The sequence below is a fragment of the Arthrobacter ginkgonis genome (assembly GCF_039540195.1).
In the GTDB taxonomy this organism is placed as follows: Bacteria; Actinomycetota; Actinomycetes; order Actinomycetales; family Micrococcaceae; genus Zafaria; species Zafaria ginkgonis.
Genome location: NZ_BAABEO010000008.1, coordinates 446,971 through 462,781 on the forward strand (window position 1 = coordinate 446,971; position 15,811 = coordinate 462,781).

The following is a 15,811-nucleotide window of genomic DNA, read 5'->3' on the forward strand; positions in this document are numbered from 1 at the left end:
CCGGTTGATGAGGTCACCACTCCTCCCCGCGCAGCGCGGCGCGGGCACGGGCCAGGGCCGCGCCGAGCCGCGCGTCGATCCACCCGCCGTCGTACTCCGCCACGGCGTCCCCGCGCGCCAGGGCCGGATCGGCCACCAGCACGACGCCGGCCGCCTCCTGCCCGGCCAGCGCCGCCAGGTCCTCCGGGTGCAGCCTGACCGTGTGGACGGGCGGGTCGGTGGGCACGGCGAGGGCGCGGTCCAGGGCGGACCGGGCGCGGTCCCCCAGCAGGTCGGGGCCCGAGACGTTGGAACCGAGCAGGTCCGCGGCCAGGTCCAGGGCGGCCTCGGCCAGGACGCCGGTCAGCTGCCCCAGGTGGTCCACCATGCGGTCGTTCAAGCCGGCCGCCGCGGCCTCGAGGGCCCGGACCGCGGAGGCCGCGCGGACCTGTTCGGCTTCGCGGATGCGGGCGGCCTGGGCCTCCAGTTCGGCGCGGGCCGTGGCCAGGCCGGCCGCAGCCACGGCGGCGCCGGCCGCGTAGCCGGCGGCATGGCCGCGCACCCGGGCGCGTTCGAACCCGGCATCGATCCGTTCCGTCCCGAGCACCGGGATCTCCAGCGGCCGGTAGGCGGGCACGGCGGCCGCGGCGCCGGCAGAGGACTCAGACATAGCTGTCCTCGTCCGTGCGGCGGATCTGCACCTCGCCCTGGGCCTCAAGGGCACGGACGGCCCGGACGATCTCCGAGCGGGCGTCCTCCACCTGCGAGGAACGGACCCGGCGCTGGATCGAGGTCTCCTCGGCAAGGGCCGCCAGCGTGCGCTCGCTGACGTTGGATTCGATGGCTTCGACGACGGCCGTGGGGGCTCCGCGCATGGCCAGCGCCAGCAGGGCCGGATCGACCCCGCGCAGGACCTTCTGCATGTCCAGGTTCTCCAGCTTCGCCAGGTCGGCGAAGGTGAGCAGCCTCGAGCGGACCTCCTCGGCCAGTTCGGGGTCGGTCTCGGCCAGGGCGGCGAGCAGGCCGCGCTCGGTGGCGGCGTCGGACCGGTTGAGGATGTCCACCAGCGGCTGGATGCCGCCCAGGCTCTCCCCCGCGTCCCGGGTGGTGACCACGGCACCGACGCGGCTCTTGAGGGATTCCGCCACCAGGGCAACGGCCTCGGGCGTGGCCGGACCCATCTCGGCGATCGCCTGGGCCACCTGGGCGCGGGCGGCCTCGGGCAGCCCGGCCAGCACCGCCGAGGCGTGGCCGGGCTGCAGGTGGGCCATGACCAGGGCCGCGGTCTGCGGCAGCTCGCCGTCGAGCAGGGAGGAAATCTGTCCGGCGTCGACGTCCTCGAGGAACTCGAAGGACCGGCCGGCGATGCTCGCCGAGAGGCGGTCCATCACCCCGGAGGCGCGGTCGCGGCCGTAGGTGGCCTCCAGCAGGCCGACGGCGACGTCCTTGCCTCCGCGGGCCGGACGCTGGCCGGACAGGGTCAGCTCGTGGAACTCCGCGACGGCGGCATCGGCGACCGCCGCATCCACCCGGCGCAGCCGCACGATCTCGGTGGCCAGGTCCTGCGCCTCGGGTTCGCTGAGCTCGCGCATGACCGCCGCGGCGTCCTCCTGCTCGAGCTGCATCAGCACGACGGCGGCCTTCTGCAGTCCGGACAGTTCGCTACTGGTTTTCGCTTTCATGCCGTGGCTTTCATGTCAGTGCTTTCATGCGGGGACGTTCTCTGCAGCCGGGGCATCCGCTGCGGCCGGGGCGGACGCGGAGTCCTGGGCCGGCGCCTCCGCGGCGGCCACGGCGGGCCGGGCGGCGGTGAGGGCGGGGGTGCCTGAGTCCCCGTCGATGAAGGCGCGCAGGAATTCGGCCGTGCGTGCCGGGTCGGTCGCCGCCATGTGGCCGATCGCTGCCCGCTGCAGGTCCGCCTGCCGGGACGGGGAAGCGGTGAGCTCCGGCAGCGGGGCCGGGAAGCTTTCGAGGGCCTGGGCCTGGACCAACGCCGGGATGGAGGTGGTGGCCGGGGGCGGCGTCGACCCGAGCTGGGCCAGCGTGCGCATTTCCTCGAGTTCGATCTCCTCGCGCCGGTCCAGCGCCTCCCGGCGGTCGCGGCGGCGGGCCCGGGCGATGAAGAAGGCGGCCATGGCCAGGCCCAGCACGACGGCGGCGGCGATGATGCCCCCGCGGATGAGCTCCTGCTGGCGGGCCGCCTCCTCGGCCGCCTTGGCCGCGGCCAGGGCGGCGGCGGCCTGCTCGGCGGCCTGGGTGTTGAAGGGGACCACTTCGACGGCGATGCTGTCGCCGCGCTGGTTGTCCACGCCCGCGGCCGAGGAGATCAGGTTGCTCAGCGCGTTCACGTCCACGCCCCCGGCGGCGGCCGAATCGATCGCCACGGAGATGCTCTGCCGGCGCACCTGGCCGGCGGGGATGGAGCTGGTTTCGACGACCTTGTCCACGGCGTTGGTCTTGCTGGCCGATTCGTTGACGTAGTCGCCGCCGCCGTTCTCCCCCTCCGGGACGGCGATGTTGTCGGGGCCAAGCACCCCGCTTCCGACGCCGGCGTCGCTGCCGGTGTAGCTTTCGCTGTCGGAGGTCTCGGTCAGCGTGGTCGTGTCGTCGCCGTAGGTTTCGGAAATCCGCTCGGTGGTGTCGGTGCTCATGTCCGCGGCGACCGCCACGGTCGCGTTGCCCACCCCGACCACGCGGTCCAGCACGCCCTGCACGGCGGCGGAGACGCGCTGTTCGTAGCCGGTGGCCTGCTCGTCCACGCTTCCGACGGCTCCGCTGCCCACGGCGGAGAGGACCTTGCCGGAGGAGTCCACGACGGCCACGTTGTCCGGGGTCAGCCCCTCGATGGCGGCGCTGGTCAGGTGCACCACGGCCTGGACCTGTTCCTTGCCCAGGCTCTGCCCCGGCTGGGTTTCCACGAACACCGAGGCCGTCGGTTCGACGGTGTTCTCCGTGAAGACCGTTTCCTCCGGGATGGCGAGCTGGACGGACGCGCTCTTGACCCCGTCGAGGGAGGCCACGGTGGTGGCCAGTTCGCCTTCGAGGGCGCGCTTGTAGGTGACGTCCTGCTGGAATTCGGAGGAGGTGACCCCCACCGAATCCAGCAGCGAGTAGCCGTCGGCCTCCGCGGCCGGCAGCCCGGCGGAGGCCGCCTTGAGCCGCTCGTCGTACACGTTCTCCTGGGGCACCATGATGGTGCCCCCTCCATCGGTCAGCTGGTAGGGGACGTTGTCCGCCTGCAACTGCTCGACGATCAGGCTCGCGTCCGAGGCCTGCAGCCCGCTGAACAGCGGCGTGTAGGAGGGGCGGGTGAGCCAGAACCCCAGGGCGGTGGCCCCGAGGACCAGCACGCCCACGCCGATCAGTGCGATCGCGCGCTGGGCAATGGTGAACTCGCGGACGGCCGAAACCATCCGGCCGACGACGGGCGGCACGGCGGTTGCCATCAGGCCTGCATCCTCATGATCTCGTTGAAGGCGTCAATGCCCTTGTTGCGGACGGTGGCGATCAGCTCCAGGGACACCGCGGCGCGGGTGGAGGCGATGGTCGCGTTGTGGATGTCGTCCAGGTCCCCGGTCACGGCCTGGAGCGCCAAGGTCTTGGAGGTCCCCTGCAGGCCCTGGACCTCGTCCACCGCGGAGGTGAGGGCGGCGGCGAAGGAGGCTCCGCCGTCGGCCGGTGCCGCCGCGGTGGCCCGGGGGGCCTGGATGGAGGCGCGGGCGCTCTCCCAGAGCGAGGCGACGGTGCCGGAGCCGCCCGCACCGGTGACGCCGCCGAGGCTTCCGACGCCGGCGATGCTGCTGATGTCCAGGGCCATGTCAGTTGCGTCCGATCTGGAGTCCGGCTTCGTACGTGGACTTGGCCCGGTCCACCACGGCGGCGTTGGCCTGGTAGCCGCGCTGGGCCATGATGAGCGCGCCCATCTGTTCACCGAGGTCGATCTCCGGGTAGCGGACATAGCCGTCCGCGTCGGCGAGCGGGTTGTTGGGGTCGTGGACCAGCCGCCCCTCGGCGTCGCCCCAGACCGCTCCGGCCACGTGCACGCCCTGTCCGTTGGCGTCCGCCTGGACGGAGATGTAGCGGGCACGGAAGGCCTCGCCGTCGGTCGAGGTCGCGGTGTTGACGTTGGCAAGGTTGTCGGACACGGCGTCCAGCCACTTGCGGTGGACGGTCAGGCCGGTGCCGGCGATGCCGATCGCGTCGAAAGTCATCAGTTGGTCCTCAGGGCGGTCCGGACGGAGGAGAAGCTGCCGCCCACGGCGTTGGCCGCGAACTGGTACCTCAGCACCGTGTCGATGTTGGAGAGGGTCTCGGTGTCCAGGTTGACGTTGTTGCCGTTTTGCTGGGTGGGTTCCTGGGAGTATTCGGTGGTTGTCTCGATCCGGCCGTCGCCGCGCTCGATCGAGTCCCGCAGGGCGTCCTCGAACCGGATCCGCCGGGCGTGGTAGTCCTCGGTGTTGACGTTGGCGATGTTGTTGGCGATGGCGCGCTGGCGCTCCGACAACCCATCCAGGGCGCTGGTCAGCGCGCTGATGGAGAGCGATTCAAACATCCGTTCAGCCTTCCAGGTCCAGGTAGATGCCGGGGGCCGGGGCCTTGGTGGCGAGCACCGTGCGGGCCGCGGCCAAGGCTTCGCCCACGCCGGTGCGGGTGCGGGCCAGCCGTTCGGTGGCGTCCCGGTGGCGGGAGTGCAGGGCCACCAGCCGATCGCCCAGCGCCGCGGGAACCGGCCCCAGCCCGGACGGGGGCGTCCAGCCGGCGGCCGGCAGCGCGGCGGCGAGGGCGGAGGGCACGTCGTGGTCCGCGGCGCCGTCGTGCTCCCGCAGCCAGGCCTCGGTGGCGGCCAACCGCTCCTCCAGCTCGGTCAGCGCCGAGTCCCACGCGGCGTCCGGCTCAGCCGACACCGAGGGTGCCTCCCGCCGCGCGCGGGCTGGAGTCCCACGCGCCGAAGGGGGATGCGGGAGCCGCTTGGCTGGCCGCAAACGGATTCGCTGCGGCCGGGGTTCCCGGAAGGCCTTGGCCCGCGGGGAGGGGCTGTGCTGCCGGAAGGGATTGGGCGGCCTGGCGCCAGGCGGCACAGATCGGGCCCATCAGGGAGGCGGCCTCCCGGGTCAACTCCACGTTGCGGTAGATGTTGGCGTTGACCAGCGCGGTGTGCGCGTACTGGTACAGCGCCAGGAGGTCGTCGGCCCCGTCCCACACGGTGCGGTCCAGCGAGACGGAGAGTTCCGTGAGGATGTCCTGGGCGTGGAGCAGCTGGGCGGACGCGGCGGCCCAGTCCTGCTGGACCTGGGCCTGCTCGGCGCGGCCCAGGTCCAGCATGAGCCGGTCACAAAGCATGACCAGCAGCTGGGCCGGGGTGGCGGAGAGCACGGCGTCGCGGCCGTAGCGGGCCATGGCATCGGTGTGCAGCGCGCTCATGGTCAGCTGCTCGTCGAGGCGGTGGGCAGGGCGGCGATCTGGGACGAGAGCCAGGTGGATTGGGCTTGCATGTTGCTCATGGTGACCTCCAAGGACGCGTAGATTCGTTCCAGCTGGGCCCGGCGCTGGGCCAGCCGGGTGTCCCAGGCTTCGACCTGGTCCCCCCAGGTGCCGATCAGTTTTTCCTGGCCGGTGATCTTGGCGGTGAGTGCGCCGTCGTACTTGTCGCTGGTGGCGGTGGCAACGGACTCCACGCGGGCGGAAATCTGGTTCACCACGGATTCGACGGCGGCCGGGTCCGCCTCGAAGGCGGCGGCGAACTTGTCGGCGTCGAATTCCAGCGTGCCGTAGCGGGTCACGGTGATGCCGTACTCGGAGGGCGAGCGGCCGTTGATCGGCTCCGCGGCGGCCTTGAAGAGCGCCTCGTTGGTCCTGCGCACGGCGCTGTCCCCGGTGAGCACGTTGGCGCTCAGCGAGTTGTTGCTGCCGCTGACCGCGGTCTTGGCACTGATCAGGTTGAACACCCCGTTGAGCGCGTCGACCAGGTCCTTGGCCTTCGAGGAGACGGCCTCGGTGTCCCGGGCCACGGCGACCTCGGCCACGGTGCCCGCGGCGGTTCCCGCCGCGACGGTGATGTCCACTCCCTGGAGGATCCCGGTGAAGGTGTTGGTGGTGCTGGTCAGGCGGGTTTCCGCCGCGGTGCCGGCATAGAGCAGCACCTGCGCGTCGCTGCCCTGGGTGACGATGGCGGCGCCCGGCTCGGCGAACACGTCCGCCCCGCCGCTGGTCACCGTGAAGGAATTCGCGGCTCCGGACTCGGTGGCGGTGAACTGGAGCCGGTAGAGCGGCTCGCCGGTGCCTGCGTCGGTGCCCGCGGCGACCTTGGAGGCGGTGACCCCGGCGCCGGCGGCATTGACTGCCTTGACCACGTCGTCCATGGAGGTGGAGGCCGCGGTGATGGAGGTCGCCGTGCCGCTGCCGTCCGTGATGGTCAGCTCGGTGCCGGACCAGGCGGTCTTCGCCGCGGTGACCGCGGAATGGCGGGTGGCCGTGGCCTCGACCCGGAGGGAGACCGAGCCTTCGGTCGCGGTGGCCCCGGCCGTCGCCTTGATGCCCGTGGCGGAGCTCGTCGCCGTGAAGAGGGAGAAGGCGCCTGCCGCCGTGGTTTTCTTCGCCAGTGTGGCAAGGTCGGCGATCCTGGAGTTCAGGGACCGCAGCACCGAGATCTGGGACTCCCCTGCGGTGATCTTGTTCTTGAGCAGGGTCTGCGGGATCGACTGCACATCCATCACCGCATCGATCATCTCGCTGCTCTTGAGCCCGCTGGCGAGTCCGTCAATGGCAAAGCTCATGTCCCCTCCTCGGGTTCACTGGTCGGTACGGCGGCGTTCGGTTTCCGGCACCTGGGCGCCGGGAGTTCCCAAAATGCAGACGGCAGTCCGGGAACGCCGCAAGGACGTCCCCGAACTGCCGCCTGCCGCGTCGGTCTGGGGAACCTCCGCGGTACACCCGCCGTGCCGTTTCCGGTGTTGCGGGTTGTGGTCCGGCGCCCGCCCCTTGGGGGTTGGCAGGTGCCGGGCCTAGCCTGTCTCAGGGTTAGCGCAGGAGCTGCAGGACACCCTGGGTGGACTGGTTGGCCTGGGCCAGCATGGCGGTGCCGGCCTGGGACATGACGTTGGCGGCGGTGTACTTCACCATTTCGGCGGCCATGTCGGTGTCGCGGATGGACGAGCCGGCGGCGGCCAGGTTTTCCTTGGAGACGTTGACGTGCTTGATGGTGCTCTCAAGGCGGTTCTGGGTGGCACCGATGGTGGCGCGGACCGTGGAGACGTTGCCGATCTGGGTGTCGGTGGAGCCGACGGAGGCCAGCGCGTTGGCGGCGGTGTCGACCGTCAGCGCCTTGACGGCGGTGCCGATGGCGTTCAGGTCGGCGCCGGAGAGGTCGATGCTGATCTGCTCGGTGGCGGCGGAGCCGGCACCGACCTGGAAGTTCAGCTTGCCGTCACCGGCGGGGCCGGAGGTGGCGCCGTCGTTCAGCTTGATCCCGTTGAAGTTGATCGAGTCCGACATGCGGATGAGCTCGTCGCCCAGCGCATCGATTTCGGTCTTGATCGCGGTGCGGGAAGCGGCGTTGTTCGAGTCGTTGCCACCCTGGACGGCCAGGTCGCGTACACGCTGCAGGATGGAGTGCGCCTCGGCCAGGCCACCTTCTGCGGTCTGCAGCATGTTGATGCCGTCCTGGGCGTTGCGGGACGCCTGGGTCAGGCCGTTGACCTGCGAGCGCAGGCCCTCGGAGATCGCCATGCCGGCGGCGTCGTCGGCCGCGCGGTTGATGCGCAGGCCGCTGGAGAGCTTCTCCATGGACTTGCTGAGGGTGTTCTGGGTGGCGCTCAGGTTGCGGTAGGCGCTGTTGGCGGCCAGGTTGGTGTTGACGGTCATGCCCATGGTTGTTCTCCTCCGTGAGATCAGGCAGTTTATGGTCCCCGTCCGTGGGTTCCATGTGGGGTTATCGGCTCCCCGGCAAGGCGCGTTAGCCCTTGCCGGAAATTTTTTGGCCGGAGATTTCTTTGGGCGGAAATTCCCGGCGAAGCTTCCCGCGTTGGCGAACCGGGCGCTGCCGCGTTTGCCGGCTAGGTCCTCTCAGGGGAATACGGCTAGGCGTAGGTGCGCGCGGCGGCGAGGCCGTCGCGCAGGCCCCCCTCGAGCACGGCGGCAACCGGCTGGGTGGCGGCCTGCTCGAAGTCCGCCATGTAGCGCTGGTACCGGTCGGCGGCGATGCGGGAATGGCGGGCCCCGGGGACCGCCTGGATGTCGGTGACGCGGGGCTCGACGGCGTCACGCAGCAGCCTCAGCGCCTCCGAACGCTGCTGGGACACGGCCGAGTGCGTGCAGCCCAGCTCGGCGGCGAGGTCCTTGACCGTCTTGTCACCGAAGTAGAGGTCCTGGACGATGCGGCGCATGCGCTCCGGCAGCGCCTCCACCGCGTGACGCAGCGTCGCGGCCCGTTCACGGGCGAAGACCACGTCCTCGGGGCCTTCGCTTTCGTCCATCAGCATCTGCACGGTCAGCTCGTCCAACGGCGTCACGCGGCGCGAAGCATCCTGGAGGGTGGCATCGACCTCGTTGCGGGAGACGCCCAAGGCGGCGGCCAGTTCGTCCGTGGAGGGTTCGCGGGACAGCGCCTGGGCCAGCGAGTCGCGGACCTGCCGGGTTTCGCGAATCCTGCGCCGGGTGCCGCGCGTGGCCCAATCCGCCGAGCGCATGTCGTCCGCGAAGGCCCCGTTGATGCGGATGCGCACGAAGGCCCCGAAAGGCACTCCGCGCTCCGGATCGTAGGACCCTGCCGCGGCCACAAGCGCCAAGGCGCCCACGGCCGCCATCTCCTCGCGGTCGACATTGGTCAGCCGAAGGCAAAGATCGGATACCAGGTATCCGACCAGCGGTAGATGGTCCAGCACAAGCTGGTCCCGGGTTGCACGATCCACTTCTTAACGTCCCCCCTATGAGACACAAAGCACTAATCCCGCTGGAACGCGCTTACACAACCCTGTAAAGGAACGAGTGGATCATCAACAGAATTTGCAAACATGTTCAACTGTTGAGAATCGTAGCATCACGGCCGCTAACGCACAGCCACAAATTGCCGATGTTGCATTACTGGCGCTGGCAAACTGCAATTTCCTGGCGGTGACATACGTATAGAGCAAGGGAGCAATGGCATGGGGGCCCATGAACTGTCTGCGGCATTGTGGAGACAGCGCGAGCTGCTGGAGATCCTCCGCTACAAGCTCGAGGTCGAGCAGATGCTGCTGACGGCCGGGAAAAACCGCTGGATCAACTTCGCCACCCGCGAGGTCGAGCGGGTTTCGGAGCGCCTCCAGGGCGAGGTCATGACCTGCGACGTCCTGATGACCGCGCTGGGCGACGAATGGGCCCTGACCGAGCGCCCAACCTTGCGCCAACTGGCCGCGGCCGCCCCCGTGGGACCCTGGACCGAAATCCTCTCCGGCCACCTCGAGGCCATCACCGCGCAGACGGAATCCATCCGCAAGCTTCGCGACACCAATGAGCAGTTCCTGCGCAGCCTCATCCGTTCGGCGCAGGAATCCGCTGCCGCCAGCGATCCAACCGCCCTCGGCTACGACTCCACCGGCACCCAGCCCTCCGCCGGCAACGTCCCGACCCTCGACCGCACCCTCTAGGACTCGAATCGCCCATGAGCACCTTCGGCACCCTCGGAACCGGCCTGTCCGGACTGGGCGCAGCCCGCGCCGGCATCGACATCTCCGCGAACAACCTCGCCAACGTCGACACCACCGGCTACACGCGCCAGCGCATCACCACGACCGCCGCCGCGCCGCTGGCCGGCACCACCGCGGCAGCGCTGGCCTCGGGAGGCGTCATCGTCACCGGCGTCAACCGCCTGGCCGACGCCCAAGCGGATTCGCTGGTCCGCTCCAGCAGTGCCGATGCCGCCTTCACGGGCGTGCGGGCCGAGGCCTACGCGGACATCGAAGCGATCCTCGGCGAGCCGGGCGAGCTGGGCCTGCAGGCCGGGCTCGCGGACTTCTGGGCCGCCTGGCAGGACCTGTCCAACGATCCCAGCGACGGCGGCCGCGCCTCGCTGCTGCTCAGCGCCGCCGGATCGCTGGCCTCCACGATCCGCTCCGGCCACGCCTCGGTGTCCGCCGCCCGCGACGCGGCCACCGCACGGACCTCCAGCGCCGTGGAGCAGGCCAATTCGGTGGCCTCCCGGATCGCGAGCCTGAACGCCTCCATCCAGGCCGCCACCGCCTCGGGAGGCAACGCGGCCGGGCTTCTGGACCAGCGCGACGTTGCGCTGGAGCAGCTCTCCGCCCTCACGGGCGCCACGGTCCGCCTGGCCGCGGACGGCACCGCCACCGCCAGCATCGGCGGGGTCCCCATCGTCGAAGGCGGCACGACGCGCCAACTGGCGGTCTCCACGCTGGCGGACGGCACGCCCCAGGTCGAATGGGCCCACCGGCCCGGCACCGCCGTCGAACTCGGTTCCGGCGAGCTCGCCGGGCTGCGGTCCGTGCTTGATCCGGCCTCCGGCGCCTTCGCGCAGACCCTCGCCTCCTACGACGCCGTCGCGTCCGCCCTGGCCACGCAGACCAACGCCATCCATGCCTCCGGCAGCACAACGGCGGGAACGACCGGCCTGGACTTCTTCGCCACCGGTCCCGGCTCGGCCGCCGCCACGCTGAGCGTGGTTCCCACCGGCGCCGACGGGATCGCAACCGGCGCCGTCGGCGCGGGCGCGTACGACGCGTCCATTGCCGACGCCATCTCCCTGATCGGCGGCTCCACCGGCGGCCCCGACACGCTGTGGCGTTCGGCCGTGGTGGCCGTCGGCTCCCAGTCGGCCACCGCCGCCTCCGCCGCGGACACCTCCGCCGCGATCCAGGACCGGGCCAAGGCCTCGCAGCTGGGCGGCTCCGCCGTCAGCGTGGATGAGGAAAACGTGGCTTTGATGGCCTACCAGCGCTCCTACCAGGCCGCCGCCCGCGTCATCACGGCCGTCGACGAGGCCCTCGACGTGCTCATCAACCGCACCGGAACCGTCGGAAGGTAGCCATGTTCCAACGTGTCACCCAGCAGGGAAGCATTGCCGGCGCGCAGCAGCGCCTGCAGACGAGCCAGGCCCGCTACACCGCCGCCCTGGAGCAGGCCACCTCGCAGAAGCGGATCGCCAAGCCCTCCGACGACCCGGTGGCGGCCGGCACCGGCATGGCCGCCCGCTCGGGCCAACGGGCGGCGGAGCAGTACGGGCGCAACGTCAAGGATGCGCAGAACTGGCTCGGCACCATCGACTCCTCGCTCTCCACCGCGACGGACCTGCTGCTGCGGGTCCGCGACCTGACCCTGCAGGCGGCCAGCACCGGCACGCAAAGCCAGGAGTCGCGGGAGGCGATCGCCCAGGAGATCGACGGGCTCAGGCAGGACCTGCTCGGCGTCGCCAACACCACCCTGCTGGGACGCAACGTGTTCGCCGGAACCTCCTCCGCCGCGCAGGCCTTCACCGGGGAACCTCCCGTGGCCGATCCCCGCACCGGCGAGGTGCTGCGCCGGGTCGGCGAAGGGCAGAGCGTGCGCGTGGACGCCGACGGCGCGGCCCTGTTCGGCTCCGGGACCGGCTCGGTGTTCGCCCTGCTGGACAACCTGACCGCGGAGATCCGCAACGGCGACCCGGTGAGCGCCCGCTTGGCGGACATCGACGCCAAGCGGCAGACCCTCGTGCTGGGGCGGACCGAGGCCGGCGCGCGCTACGCCTCCGTCGAGCGCGCCGCCAGCGCCCTGGGCGAATCCGCCGCGATGCTGGAGGCCACGCGCTCGGCCGCCGAGGACATCGAACTCGCCGAGGCGGCACTGAACCTCTCCTCCCGCGAACTCTCCTACCAGGCGGCCCTGTCCGCCACCTCGAAAGTGCTCAACACCAGCCTGATGGACTACCTCTCATGACCCTGCGCGTCGATTTCACCGAACCCCTGGCCGGCCTGGGCCGGCACACCGCCTACGACCTCGACGAGGTGGAGGGGGCCCCGGGCCTGCACGCCCTGCGCGCGGCGGCGGATCCCGAGCTTCGCCTCTTCGCCCTCTCCGCCGACCTGGTGCCCGGCTACGCGCCGAAGCTCTCCGGCCCCCAGCTCTCGACCGTCTCCGCCGAAGACGCCGGGGACCTGCAACTGCTGGTGGTCGTGAATCCGACCGGGGACGGGCCCACGGTGAACCTCATGGCGCCCCTGGTGCTCAACCCCCGCACGGGGCAGGGCACCCAGCCGGTGCTGGCCACCGGCGACTGGCCGTTGCGCCACCGTCTCGACGGCCTTTCGGGCTAGCGGACCGGCGCCACACACAGGCACCACACAATAAAGAGGCGATTTGTCCCTTGGGGGACAAATCGCCTCTTTATTGTGTGCGCGGCCGACCAGCCGCCCTCCCGCCCCGCGCGAAGCGAGGGGCGGGGCGGGGATAGGCGCTAGTTGACGACGTTGGCTTCCAGCGCCAGCTCGGACTGCACGACAGCGGCGAGCCGCTCGGCGACGCCGGTTGCGGTGGCCTGGTCGGAGGCTTCCACCATGACCCGCACCACCGGCTCGGTACCGGAGGGGCGCAGCAGCACGCGGCCGCTCTCCCCCAACTCGGCCTCGGCCTCGCGCACGGCCTGCGCCACGGTCTCGTTCTGTGCCGCGGCGGCCTTGTCCACGCCGCGCACGTTGATGAGGATCTGGGGCAGCACGCTCATCGCCGCGGCCAGGTCGTGGAGGGTGCGTCCGGTGCCGGCCACGCGGGCGGCGATCTGCAGGCCGGTGAGCACTCCGTCGCCGGTGGTGGCGAAGTCGGCGAAGATGACGTGCCCGGACTGCTCCCCGCCGAGGCTCAGGCCGCCCTCCCGCATGCCCTCCAGGACGTAGCGGTCCCCGACGCCGGTTTCCTTGATGGTGATGCCGGCCTCGCGCATGGCCAGCTTCAGGCCCAGGTTGCTCATCACGGTGGCCACTAGGGTGTTGTCCTTGAGCCGCCCCTGCTCCTTGAGCGTGGTGGCCATGATCGCCATGATCTGGTCGCCGTCGACCACGGCGCCGGTGTGGTCCACCGCCAGGCAGCGGTCGGCGTCGCCGTCGTGCGCGATGCCCAGGTCGGCGCCGTGCGCCAGGACCGCCTCCTGGAGGTTTTCCAGATGGGTGGAGCCGTAGCCGTCGTTGATGTTCAGGCCGTCCGGATCGGCGCCGATCACCACGACCTGCGCGCCGGCGTTGGCGAAGACCTGCGGAGAACAGCCGCTGGCCGCGCCGTGGGCGCAGTCAAGGACCACCTTGAGTCCGTCCAAGCGGTTCGGCAGGGTCTGCAGCAGGTGGACGACGTAGCGGTCCTCGGCGTCGGCGAAACGGCGGACGCGGCCCACCTCCGCCCCGACCGGGCGCGGGGGCTCGAAGGCCATCTGGGCGACGATGGCGTCCTCGAGCGCGTCGTCGAGCTTCTGCCCGCCGCGGGCCAGGAACTTGATGCCGTTGTCCGGGGCCGGGTTGTGGGAGGCGGAGATCATCACGCCGAAGTCGGCGCCCAGGTCGGCCACCAGGTACGCGGCCGCCGGCGTCGGCAGCGTGCCGGCGTCGTACACGTCCACCCCCGCGGAGGCCAGGCCCGCCTCGATGGCGGCGGAAATGAAGTCGCCACTGATGCGCGGATCCTTGGCCACGACGGCGACCGGCCGCCGCCCCTCGGAAACCCGGTGCCCGAGCACGACGGCTGCCGCTTGGGCAAGCCGCATCGTCAGCTCGGGAGTGAGCAGTTCGTTCGCTTTTCCACGGACGCCATCCGTGCCAAATAGTCGTGCCATCACGCTCCATCATAGGAGACGCCGACCACAGCCCTTTCACCCTCCACGCTGTGCCCCATGTCAGAGAGGTGCGAAGGGTCGAAGATCACAGAATTATTACGGCCCGTCGCGGCTGCCGCGGGTTCAATCCGGGAAAGGATGGAGGGTTGGGTTCCCGTAAAGGATTCCGCGTGGCAGCGCCCCTGGGACGATCCCGCCAGGCGGCGCCCTGCCCGCCCGGGCCGGGCCCCGTTTGGCGCTGCCTCATTGACCTTTTTCGAGGGCCGAAGCACACTGGCCTTGCTGCAGACGTTTTCACTTGCATGGACACCGGTTTCCAACTGTTTTTGCGGCGGATCCCGCCACCACTGGAATATGCGTGTAGTGGAAGGAAAGACACGAGATGGACCGTGAATCGTCGCTCAACTCCGCCCAGCTGGCCAGCATAGATCTGCTCATTGCGATAGCCCAGCAAAACGGCCTCTCCCTCGAGGACCGCCTGGAGAAGACGCAGGAGCAGGCGGAAGCCCAGGCGGACCGCGTCGAAGCGATGTGGGAAGCCCGCCACGGCGGCCTGGAAATCACGGAGCATGATCTTCAGGTCATCGGCAAGATCCGCGAACTGGCCGCAACGCTGGAATCATCCGTCACGCTGAAGCAGCTGATCGAATTGCGCGACGAAGCGCTCAAGTCACAGGGATGACTTCGCTGAGCCCACGATGACCGCAGACCTGGAAGCCATTTGGGGTTTGGCCGTCGCCGGCTTCCTGTGCTTCTGGTTCGGGGTTTCGGCCTTCCATCAGTTCCGGCCGCATCGCTGGACACGACTCATGGGCCACGACGTCCTGGGGCTGATACCGCGGTGGTCGTTCTTTGCGCCGAATCCTGGGCGGCATGACATCCATCTGGTCTTCCGGGACTGGATCCTGGACGAGCCAACGGAATGGCAGGAGCTCGACCTTGGCAGCCTGAATTCCTGGACCCGCTGGATCTGGCACCCGGAGCGATACGCGTCCAAGGCCGTGGCCGATGCCGCAGGCGGACTGTCCATGGCTTCCGCCGCGGCGCGCGAAACCGGGGCCCGCACGGTCATGCTGAGTACGCCGTATCTGCGCCTGCTGAGTTGGGCCATGTCACAGCCGGTACCTCCGGACTCCACGGCCAGGCAGTTCGCGGTCATTGCCTCCCAGGGGTTCGGGCCGACCCAAACCCTGGAACTGCGGTTCCTTTCCGAGAAGCATCCTTTCGAAAGCTAGGAACACATGGAGCTTCAGTGGGCATTGGACCTGACGGTACGCACCGCTGCGGCGGGATTGTTCATCGCTGGCCTGGAGTTGTGGGCCCTGCGCCGGGAATTCTCGGAAACCGGCATTTTCAGCAGCGGCGCCCTGGCGGCACCGGCCAAGGACCAGCGGATGCTTGCCGGATTCGGTCCCTTCTTACGCCCAGCAATTGCCGTCCAGGTCCTTGCCGCTGCCACCCTGGCCGCCGCCGGCCCGTTCAGCCCGTGGGGAAAAATCTCGCTCGCGTGGCTCCTGGGGGCCTTCCTCCTGCTGCGTTGGCGGCGCCGGATCGCCGGTGACGGAGCGGAACAGATGTCGGCAATCATCCTGCTTTCCGCCTTCCTTGCGGTCATCCCCACGGAAAGTCCCCTGCGCATGGCGGCCGCGGTGCTCTTCATAGCCGCCCAAGCCGTCCTTTCCTATACGACGGCAGGGGTGGCCAAGCTGATTTCCCCCCTATGGCGCCAGGGCCAGGCGTTGCCCCTGATCCTGTCCACGCGCAGCCACGGCCATCCCCTGGCTGCCCGCGTTCTGGGCAGTTCCCGGGGGCTGGCCGCGGCCGCTTGTTGGACGGTCATTGTCTTCGAGATCGGCTTTGGACCCTTGGCGCTGGGGTCGCAAGGCACACTCGTGGCCGTCCTTGGGATCGGCCTCGCATTCCACCTCGGCTGTGCGGTGTTCATGGGCCTGAACACCTTCCTGTGGAGCTTTCCGGCGACCTACCCGTGCGTTGCCGCGGGGTGCCTCATGGCAAGGGACCTTCTCGCGTAGACCGACGGCGCCCCGC

At 70.1% G+C, this 15,811-nt stretch carries 19 protein-coding genes; 7 read left to right on the forward strand and 12 right to left on the reverse strand.

The window, feature by feature from the left end; genetic code table 11:
- Positions 1 to 13: 13 nt before the first annotated feature.
- The 11 genes from ABD912_RS04560 to ABD912_RS04610 form a co-directional block, all read right to left on the reverse strand.
- Positions 14 to 649, reverse strand: coding sequence for a FliH/SctL family protein (locus ABD912_RS04560; RefSeq protein ID WP_345148808.1), 636 nt, complete (start codon positions 647 to 649; stop codon positions 14 to 16).
- Positions 642 to 1,661, reverse strand: coding sequence for a flagellar motor switch protein FliG (gene fliG / locus ABD912_RS04565; RefSeq protein WP_345148810.1), 1,020 nt, complete (start codon positions 1,659 to 1,661; stop codon positions 642 to 644). The genes ABD912_RS04560 and fliG overlap by 8 nt, the downstream gene beginning before the upstream one ends.
- 24 nt (positions 1,662 to 1,685) lie before the next feature.
- The gene (fliF, locus tag ABD912_RS04570; protein WP_345148811.1) at positions 1,686 to 3,425 is read right to left on the reverse strand and encodes a flagellar basal-body MS-ring/collar protein FliF; all 1,740 of its coding nucleotides are present in this window, start codon (positions 3,423 to 3,425) and stop codon (positions 1,686 to 1,688) included.
- The gene (gene fliE / locus ABD912_RS04575; RefSeq protein WP_345148812.1) at positions 3,425 to 3,796 is read right to left on the reverse strand and encodes a flagellar hook-basal body complex protein FliE; all 372 of its coding nucleotides are present in this window, start codon (positions 3,794 to 3,796) and stop codon (positions 3,425 to 3,427) included. The genes fliF and fliE overlap by 1 nt, the downstream gene beginning before the upstream one ends.
- Before the next feature lies 1 nt (position 3,797).
- On the reverse strand, positions 3,798 to 4,190 hold the full coding sequence (locus tag ABD912_RS04580) for a flagellar basal body rod protein FlgC (RefSeq protein ID WP_345148813.1): 393 nt from the start codon (positions 4,188 to 4,190) through the stop codon (positions 3,798 to 3,800).
- Entirely contained in the window at positions 4,190 to 4,531 is a 342-nt protein-coding gene (locus ABD912_RS04585; protein WP_345148815.1) for a flagellar basal body rod protein FlgB, read from the reverse strand. Before ABD912_RS04585 ends, ABD912_RS04580 begins: the two co-directional genes overlap by 1 nt.
- 4 nt (positions 4,532 to 4,535) lie before the next feature.
- On the reverse strand, positions 4,536 to 4,883 hold the full coding sequence (locus tag ABD912_RS04590; protein ID WP_345148817.1) for a hypothetical protein: 348 nt from the start codon (positions 4,881 to 4,883) through the stop codon (positions 4,536 to 4,538).
- The gene (gene fliS / locus ABD912_RS04595) at positions 4,873 to 5,400 is read right to left on the reverse strand and encodes a flagellar export chaperone FliS (RefSeq protein ID WP_345148819.1); all 528 of its coding nucleotides are present in this window, start codon (positions 5,398 to 5,400) and stop codon (positions 4,873 to 4,875) included. The genes ABD912_RS04590 and fliS overlap by 11 nt, the downstream gene beginning before the upstream one ends.
- A gap of 2 nt (positions 5,401 to 5,402) precedes the next feature.
- Positions 5,403 to 6,752: a flagellar filament capping protein FliD gene (gene fliD, locus ABD912_RS04600; protein ID WP_345148821.1), complete on the reverse strand. Its 1,350-nt coding sequence runs from the start codon at positions 6,750 to 6,752 to the stop codon at positions 5,403 to 5,405.
- Between the two features lie 244 nt (positions 6,753 to 6,996).
- On the reverse strand, positions 6,997 to 7,845 hold the full coding sequence (locus ABD912_RS04605; RefSeq protein ID WP_345148823.1) for a flagellin N-terminal helical domain-containing protein: 849 nt from the start codon (positions 7,843 to 7,845) through the stop codon (positions 6,997 to 6,999).
- A gap of 209 nt (positions 7,846 to 8,054) precedes the next feature.
- Entirely contained in the window at positions 8,055 to 8,885 is an 831-nt protein-coding gene (locus ABD912_RS04610; RefSeq protein ID WP_345148825.1) for a sigma-70 family RNA polymerase sigma factor, read from the reverse strand.
- Between the two features lie 234 nt (positions 8,886 to 9,119).
- Between ABD912_RS04610 and flgN the strand changes: the two genes are divergently transcribed.
- Genes flgN through ABD912_RS04630 form a run of 4 tightly spaced genes read left to right on the forward strand, consistent with a single transcriptional unit; the run spans position 9,120 to position 12,260 of the window.
- On the forward strand, positions 9,120 to 9,602 hold the full coding sequence (flgN, locus tag ABD912_RS04615) for a flagellar export chaperone FlgN (RefSeq protein WP_345148827.1): 483 nt from the start codon (positions 9,120 to 9,122) through the stop codon (positions 9,600 to 9,602).
- A 14-nt stretch (positions 9,603 to 9,616) separates the two neighbouring features.
- On the forward strand, positions 9,617 to 10,996 hold the full coding sequence (flgK, locus tag ABD912_RS04620) for a flagellar hook-associated protein FlgK (protein ID WP_345148829.1): 1,380 nt from the start codon (positions 9,617 to 9,619) through the stop codon (positions 10,994 to 10,996).
- Between the two features lie 2 nt (positions 10,997 to 10,998).
- The gene (gene flgL, locus ABD912_RS04625; protein WP_345148831.1) at positions 10,999 to 11,883 is read left to right on the forward strand and encodes a flagellar hook-associated protein FlgL; all 885 of its coding nucleotides are present in this window, start codon (positions 10,999 to 11,001) and stop codon (positions 11,881 to 11,883) included.
- On the forward strand, positions 11,880 to 12,260 hold the full coding sequence (locus ABD912_RS04630; protein WP_345148832.1) for a flagellar assembly protein FliW: 381 nt from the start codon (positions 11,880 to 11,882) through the stop codon (positions 12,258 to 12,260). The genes flgL and ABD912_RS04630 overlap by 4 nt, the downstream gene beginning before the upstream one ends.
- 140 nt (positions 12,261 to 12,400) lie before the next feature.
- Here the strand turns inward: ABD912_RS04630 and glmM are convergent, their stop codons facing one another.
- The gene (gene glmM, locus ABD912_RS04635; RefSeq protein ID WP_345148834.1) at positions 12,401 to 13,762 is read right to left on the reverse strand and encodes a phosphoglucosamine mutase; all 1,362 of its coding nucleotides are present in this window, start codon (positions 13,760 to 13,762) and stop codon (positions 12,401 to 12,403) included.
- A gap of 382 nt (positions 13,763 to 14,144) precedes the next feature.
- On the opposite strand from glmM, the gene ABD912_RS04640 reads away from it, so the two are divergent.
- Genes ABD912_RS04640 through ABD912_RS04650 form a run of 3 tightly spaced genes read left to right on the forward strand, consistent with a single transcriptional unit; the run spans position 14,145 to position 15,795 of the window.
- Entirely contained in the window at positions 14,145 to 14,444 is a 300-nt protein-coding gene (locus ABD912_RS04640) for a hypothetical protein (protein ID WP_345148835.1), read from the forward strand.
- Positions 14,445 to 14,460: 16 nt separating this feature from the next.
- A complete protein-coding gene (locus tag ABD912_RS04645) occupies positions 14,461 to 14,997 on the forward strand; it encodes a hypothetical protein (RefSeq protein ID WP_345148836.1) in 537 nt (178 codons plus the stop codon).
- Between the two features lie 6 nt (positions 14,998 to 15,003).
- Positions 15,004 to 15,795 (forward strand): hypothetical protein, encoded by a 792-nt coding sequence (locus ABD912_RS04650; protein ID WP_345148837.1) that lies wholly within the window; start codon positions 15,004 to 15,006, stop codon positions 15,793 to 15,795.
- The last annotated feature ends 16 nt before the right edge of the window (positions 15,796 to 15,811 follow it).

Bases quoted from the DNA above. Each gene is read 5' to 3' on its own strand.
- ABD912_RS04560 (WP_345148808.1), bottom strand. From the start codon at position 649: ATGTCTGAGTCCTCTGCCGGCGCCGCGGCCGCCGTGCCCGCCTACCGG.
- fliG (WP_345148810.1), bottom strand. From the start codon at position 1,661: ATGAAAGCGAAAACCAGTAGCGAACTGTCCGGACTGCAGAAGGCCGCC.
- fliF (WP_345148811.1), bottom strand. From the start codon at position 3,425: ATGGCAACCGCCGTGCCGCCCGTCGTCGGCCGGATGGTTTCGGCCGTC.
- fliE (WP_345148812.1), bottom strand. From the start codon at position 3,796: ATGGCCCTGGACATCAGCAGCATCGCCGGCGTCGGAAGCCTCGGCGGC.
- ABD912_RS04580 (WP_345148813.1), bottom strand. From the start codon at position 4,190: ATGACTTTCGACGCGATCGGCATCGCCGGCACCGGCCTGACCGTCCAC.
- ABD912_RS04585 (WP_345148815.1), bottom strand. From the start codon at position 4,531: ATGTTTGAATCGCTCTCCATCAGCGCGCTGACCAGCGCCCTGGATGGG.
- fliS (WP_345148819.1), bottom strand. From the start codon at position 5,400: ATGAGCGCGCTGCACACCGATGCCATGGCCCGCTACGGCCGCGACGCC.
- fliD (WP_345148821.1), bottom strand. From the start codon at position 6,752: ATGAGCTTTGCCATTGACGGACTCGCCAGCGGGCTCAAGAGCAGCGAG.
- ABD912_RS04605 (WP_345148823.1), bottom strand. From the start codon at position 7,845: ATGGGCATGACCGTCAACACCAACCTGGCCGCCAACAGCGCCTACCGC.
- flgN (WP_345148827.1), top strand. From the start codon at position 9,120: ATGGGGGCCCATGAACTGTCTGCGGCATTGTGGAGACAGCGCGAGCTG.
- flgK (WP_345148829.1), top strand. From the start codon at position 9,617: ATGAGCACCTTCGGCACCCTCGGAACCGGCCTGTCCGGACTGGGCGCA.
- flgL (WP_345148831.1), top strand. From the start codon at position 10,999: ATGTTCCAACGTGTCACCCAGCAGGGAAGCATTGCCGGCGCGCAGCAG.
- ABD912_RS04630 (WP_345148832.1), top strand. From the start codon at position 11,880: ATGACCCTGCGCGTCGATTTCACCGAACCCCTGGCCGGCCTGGGCCGG.
- glmM (WP_345148834.1), bottom strand. From the start codon at position 13,762: ATGGCACGACTATTTGGCACGGATGGCGTCCGTGGAAAAGCGAACGAA.
- ABD912_RS04640 (WP_345148835.1), top strand. From the start codon at position 14,145: ATGGACCGTGAATCGTCGCTCAACTCCGCCCAGCTGGCCAGCATAGAT.
- ABD912_RS04645 (WP_345148836.1), top strand. From the start codon at position 14,461: ATGACCGCAGACCTGGAAGCCATTTGGGGTTTGGCCGTCGCCGGCTTC.
- ABD912_RS04650 (WP_345148837.1), top strand. From the start codon at position 15,004: ATGGAGCTTCAGTGGGCATTGGACCTGACGGTACGCACCGCTGCGGCG.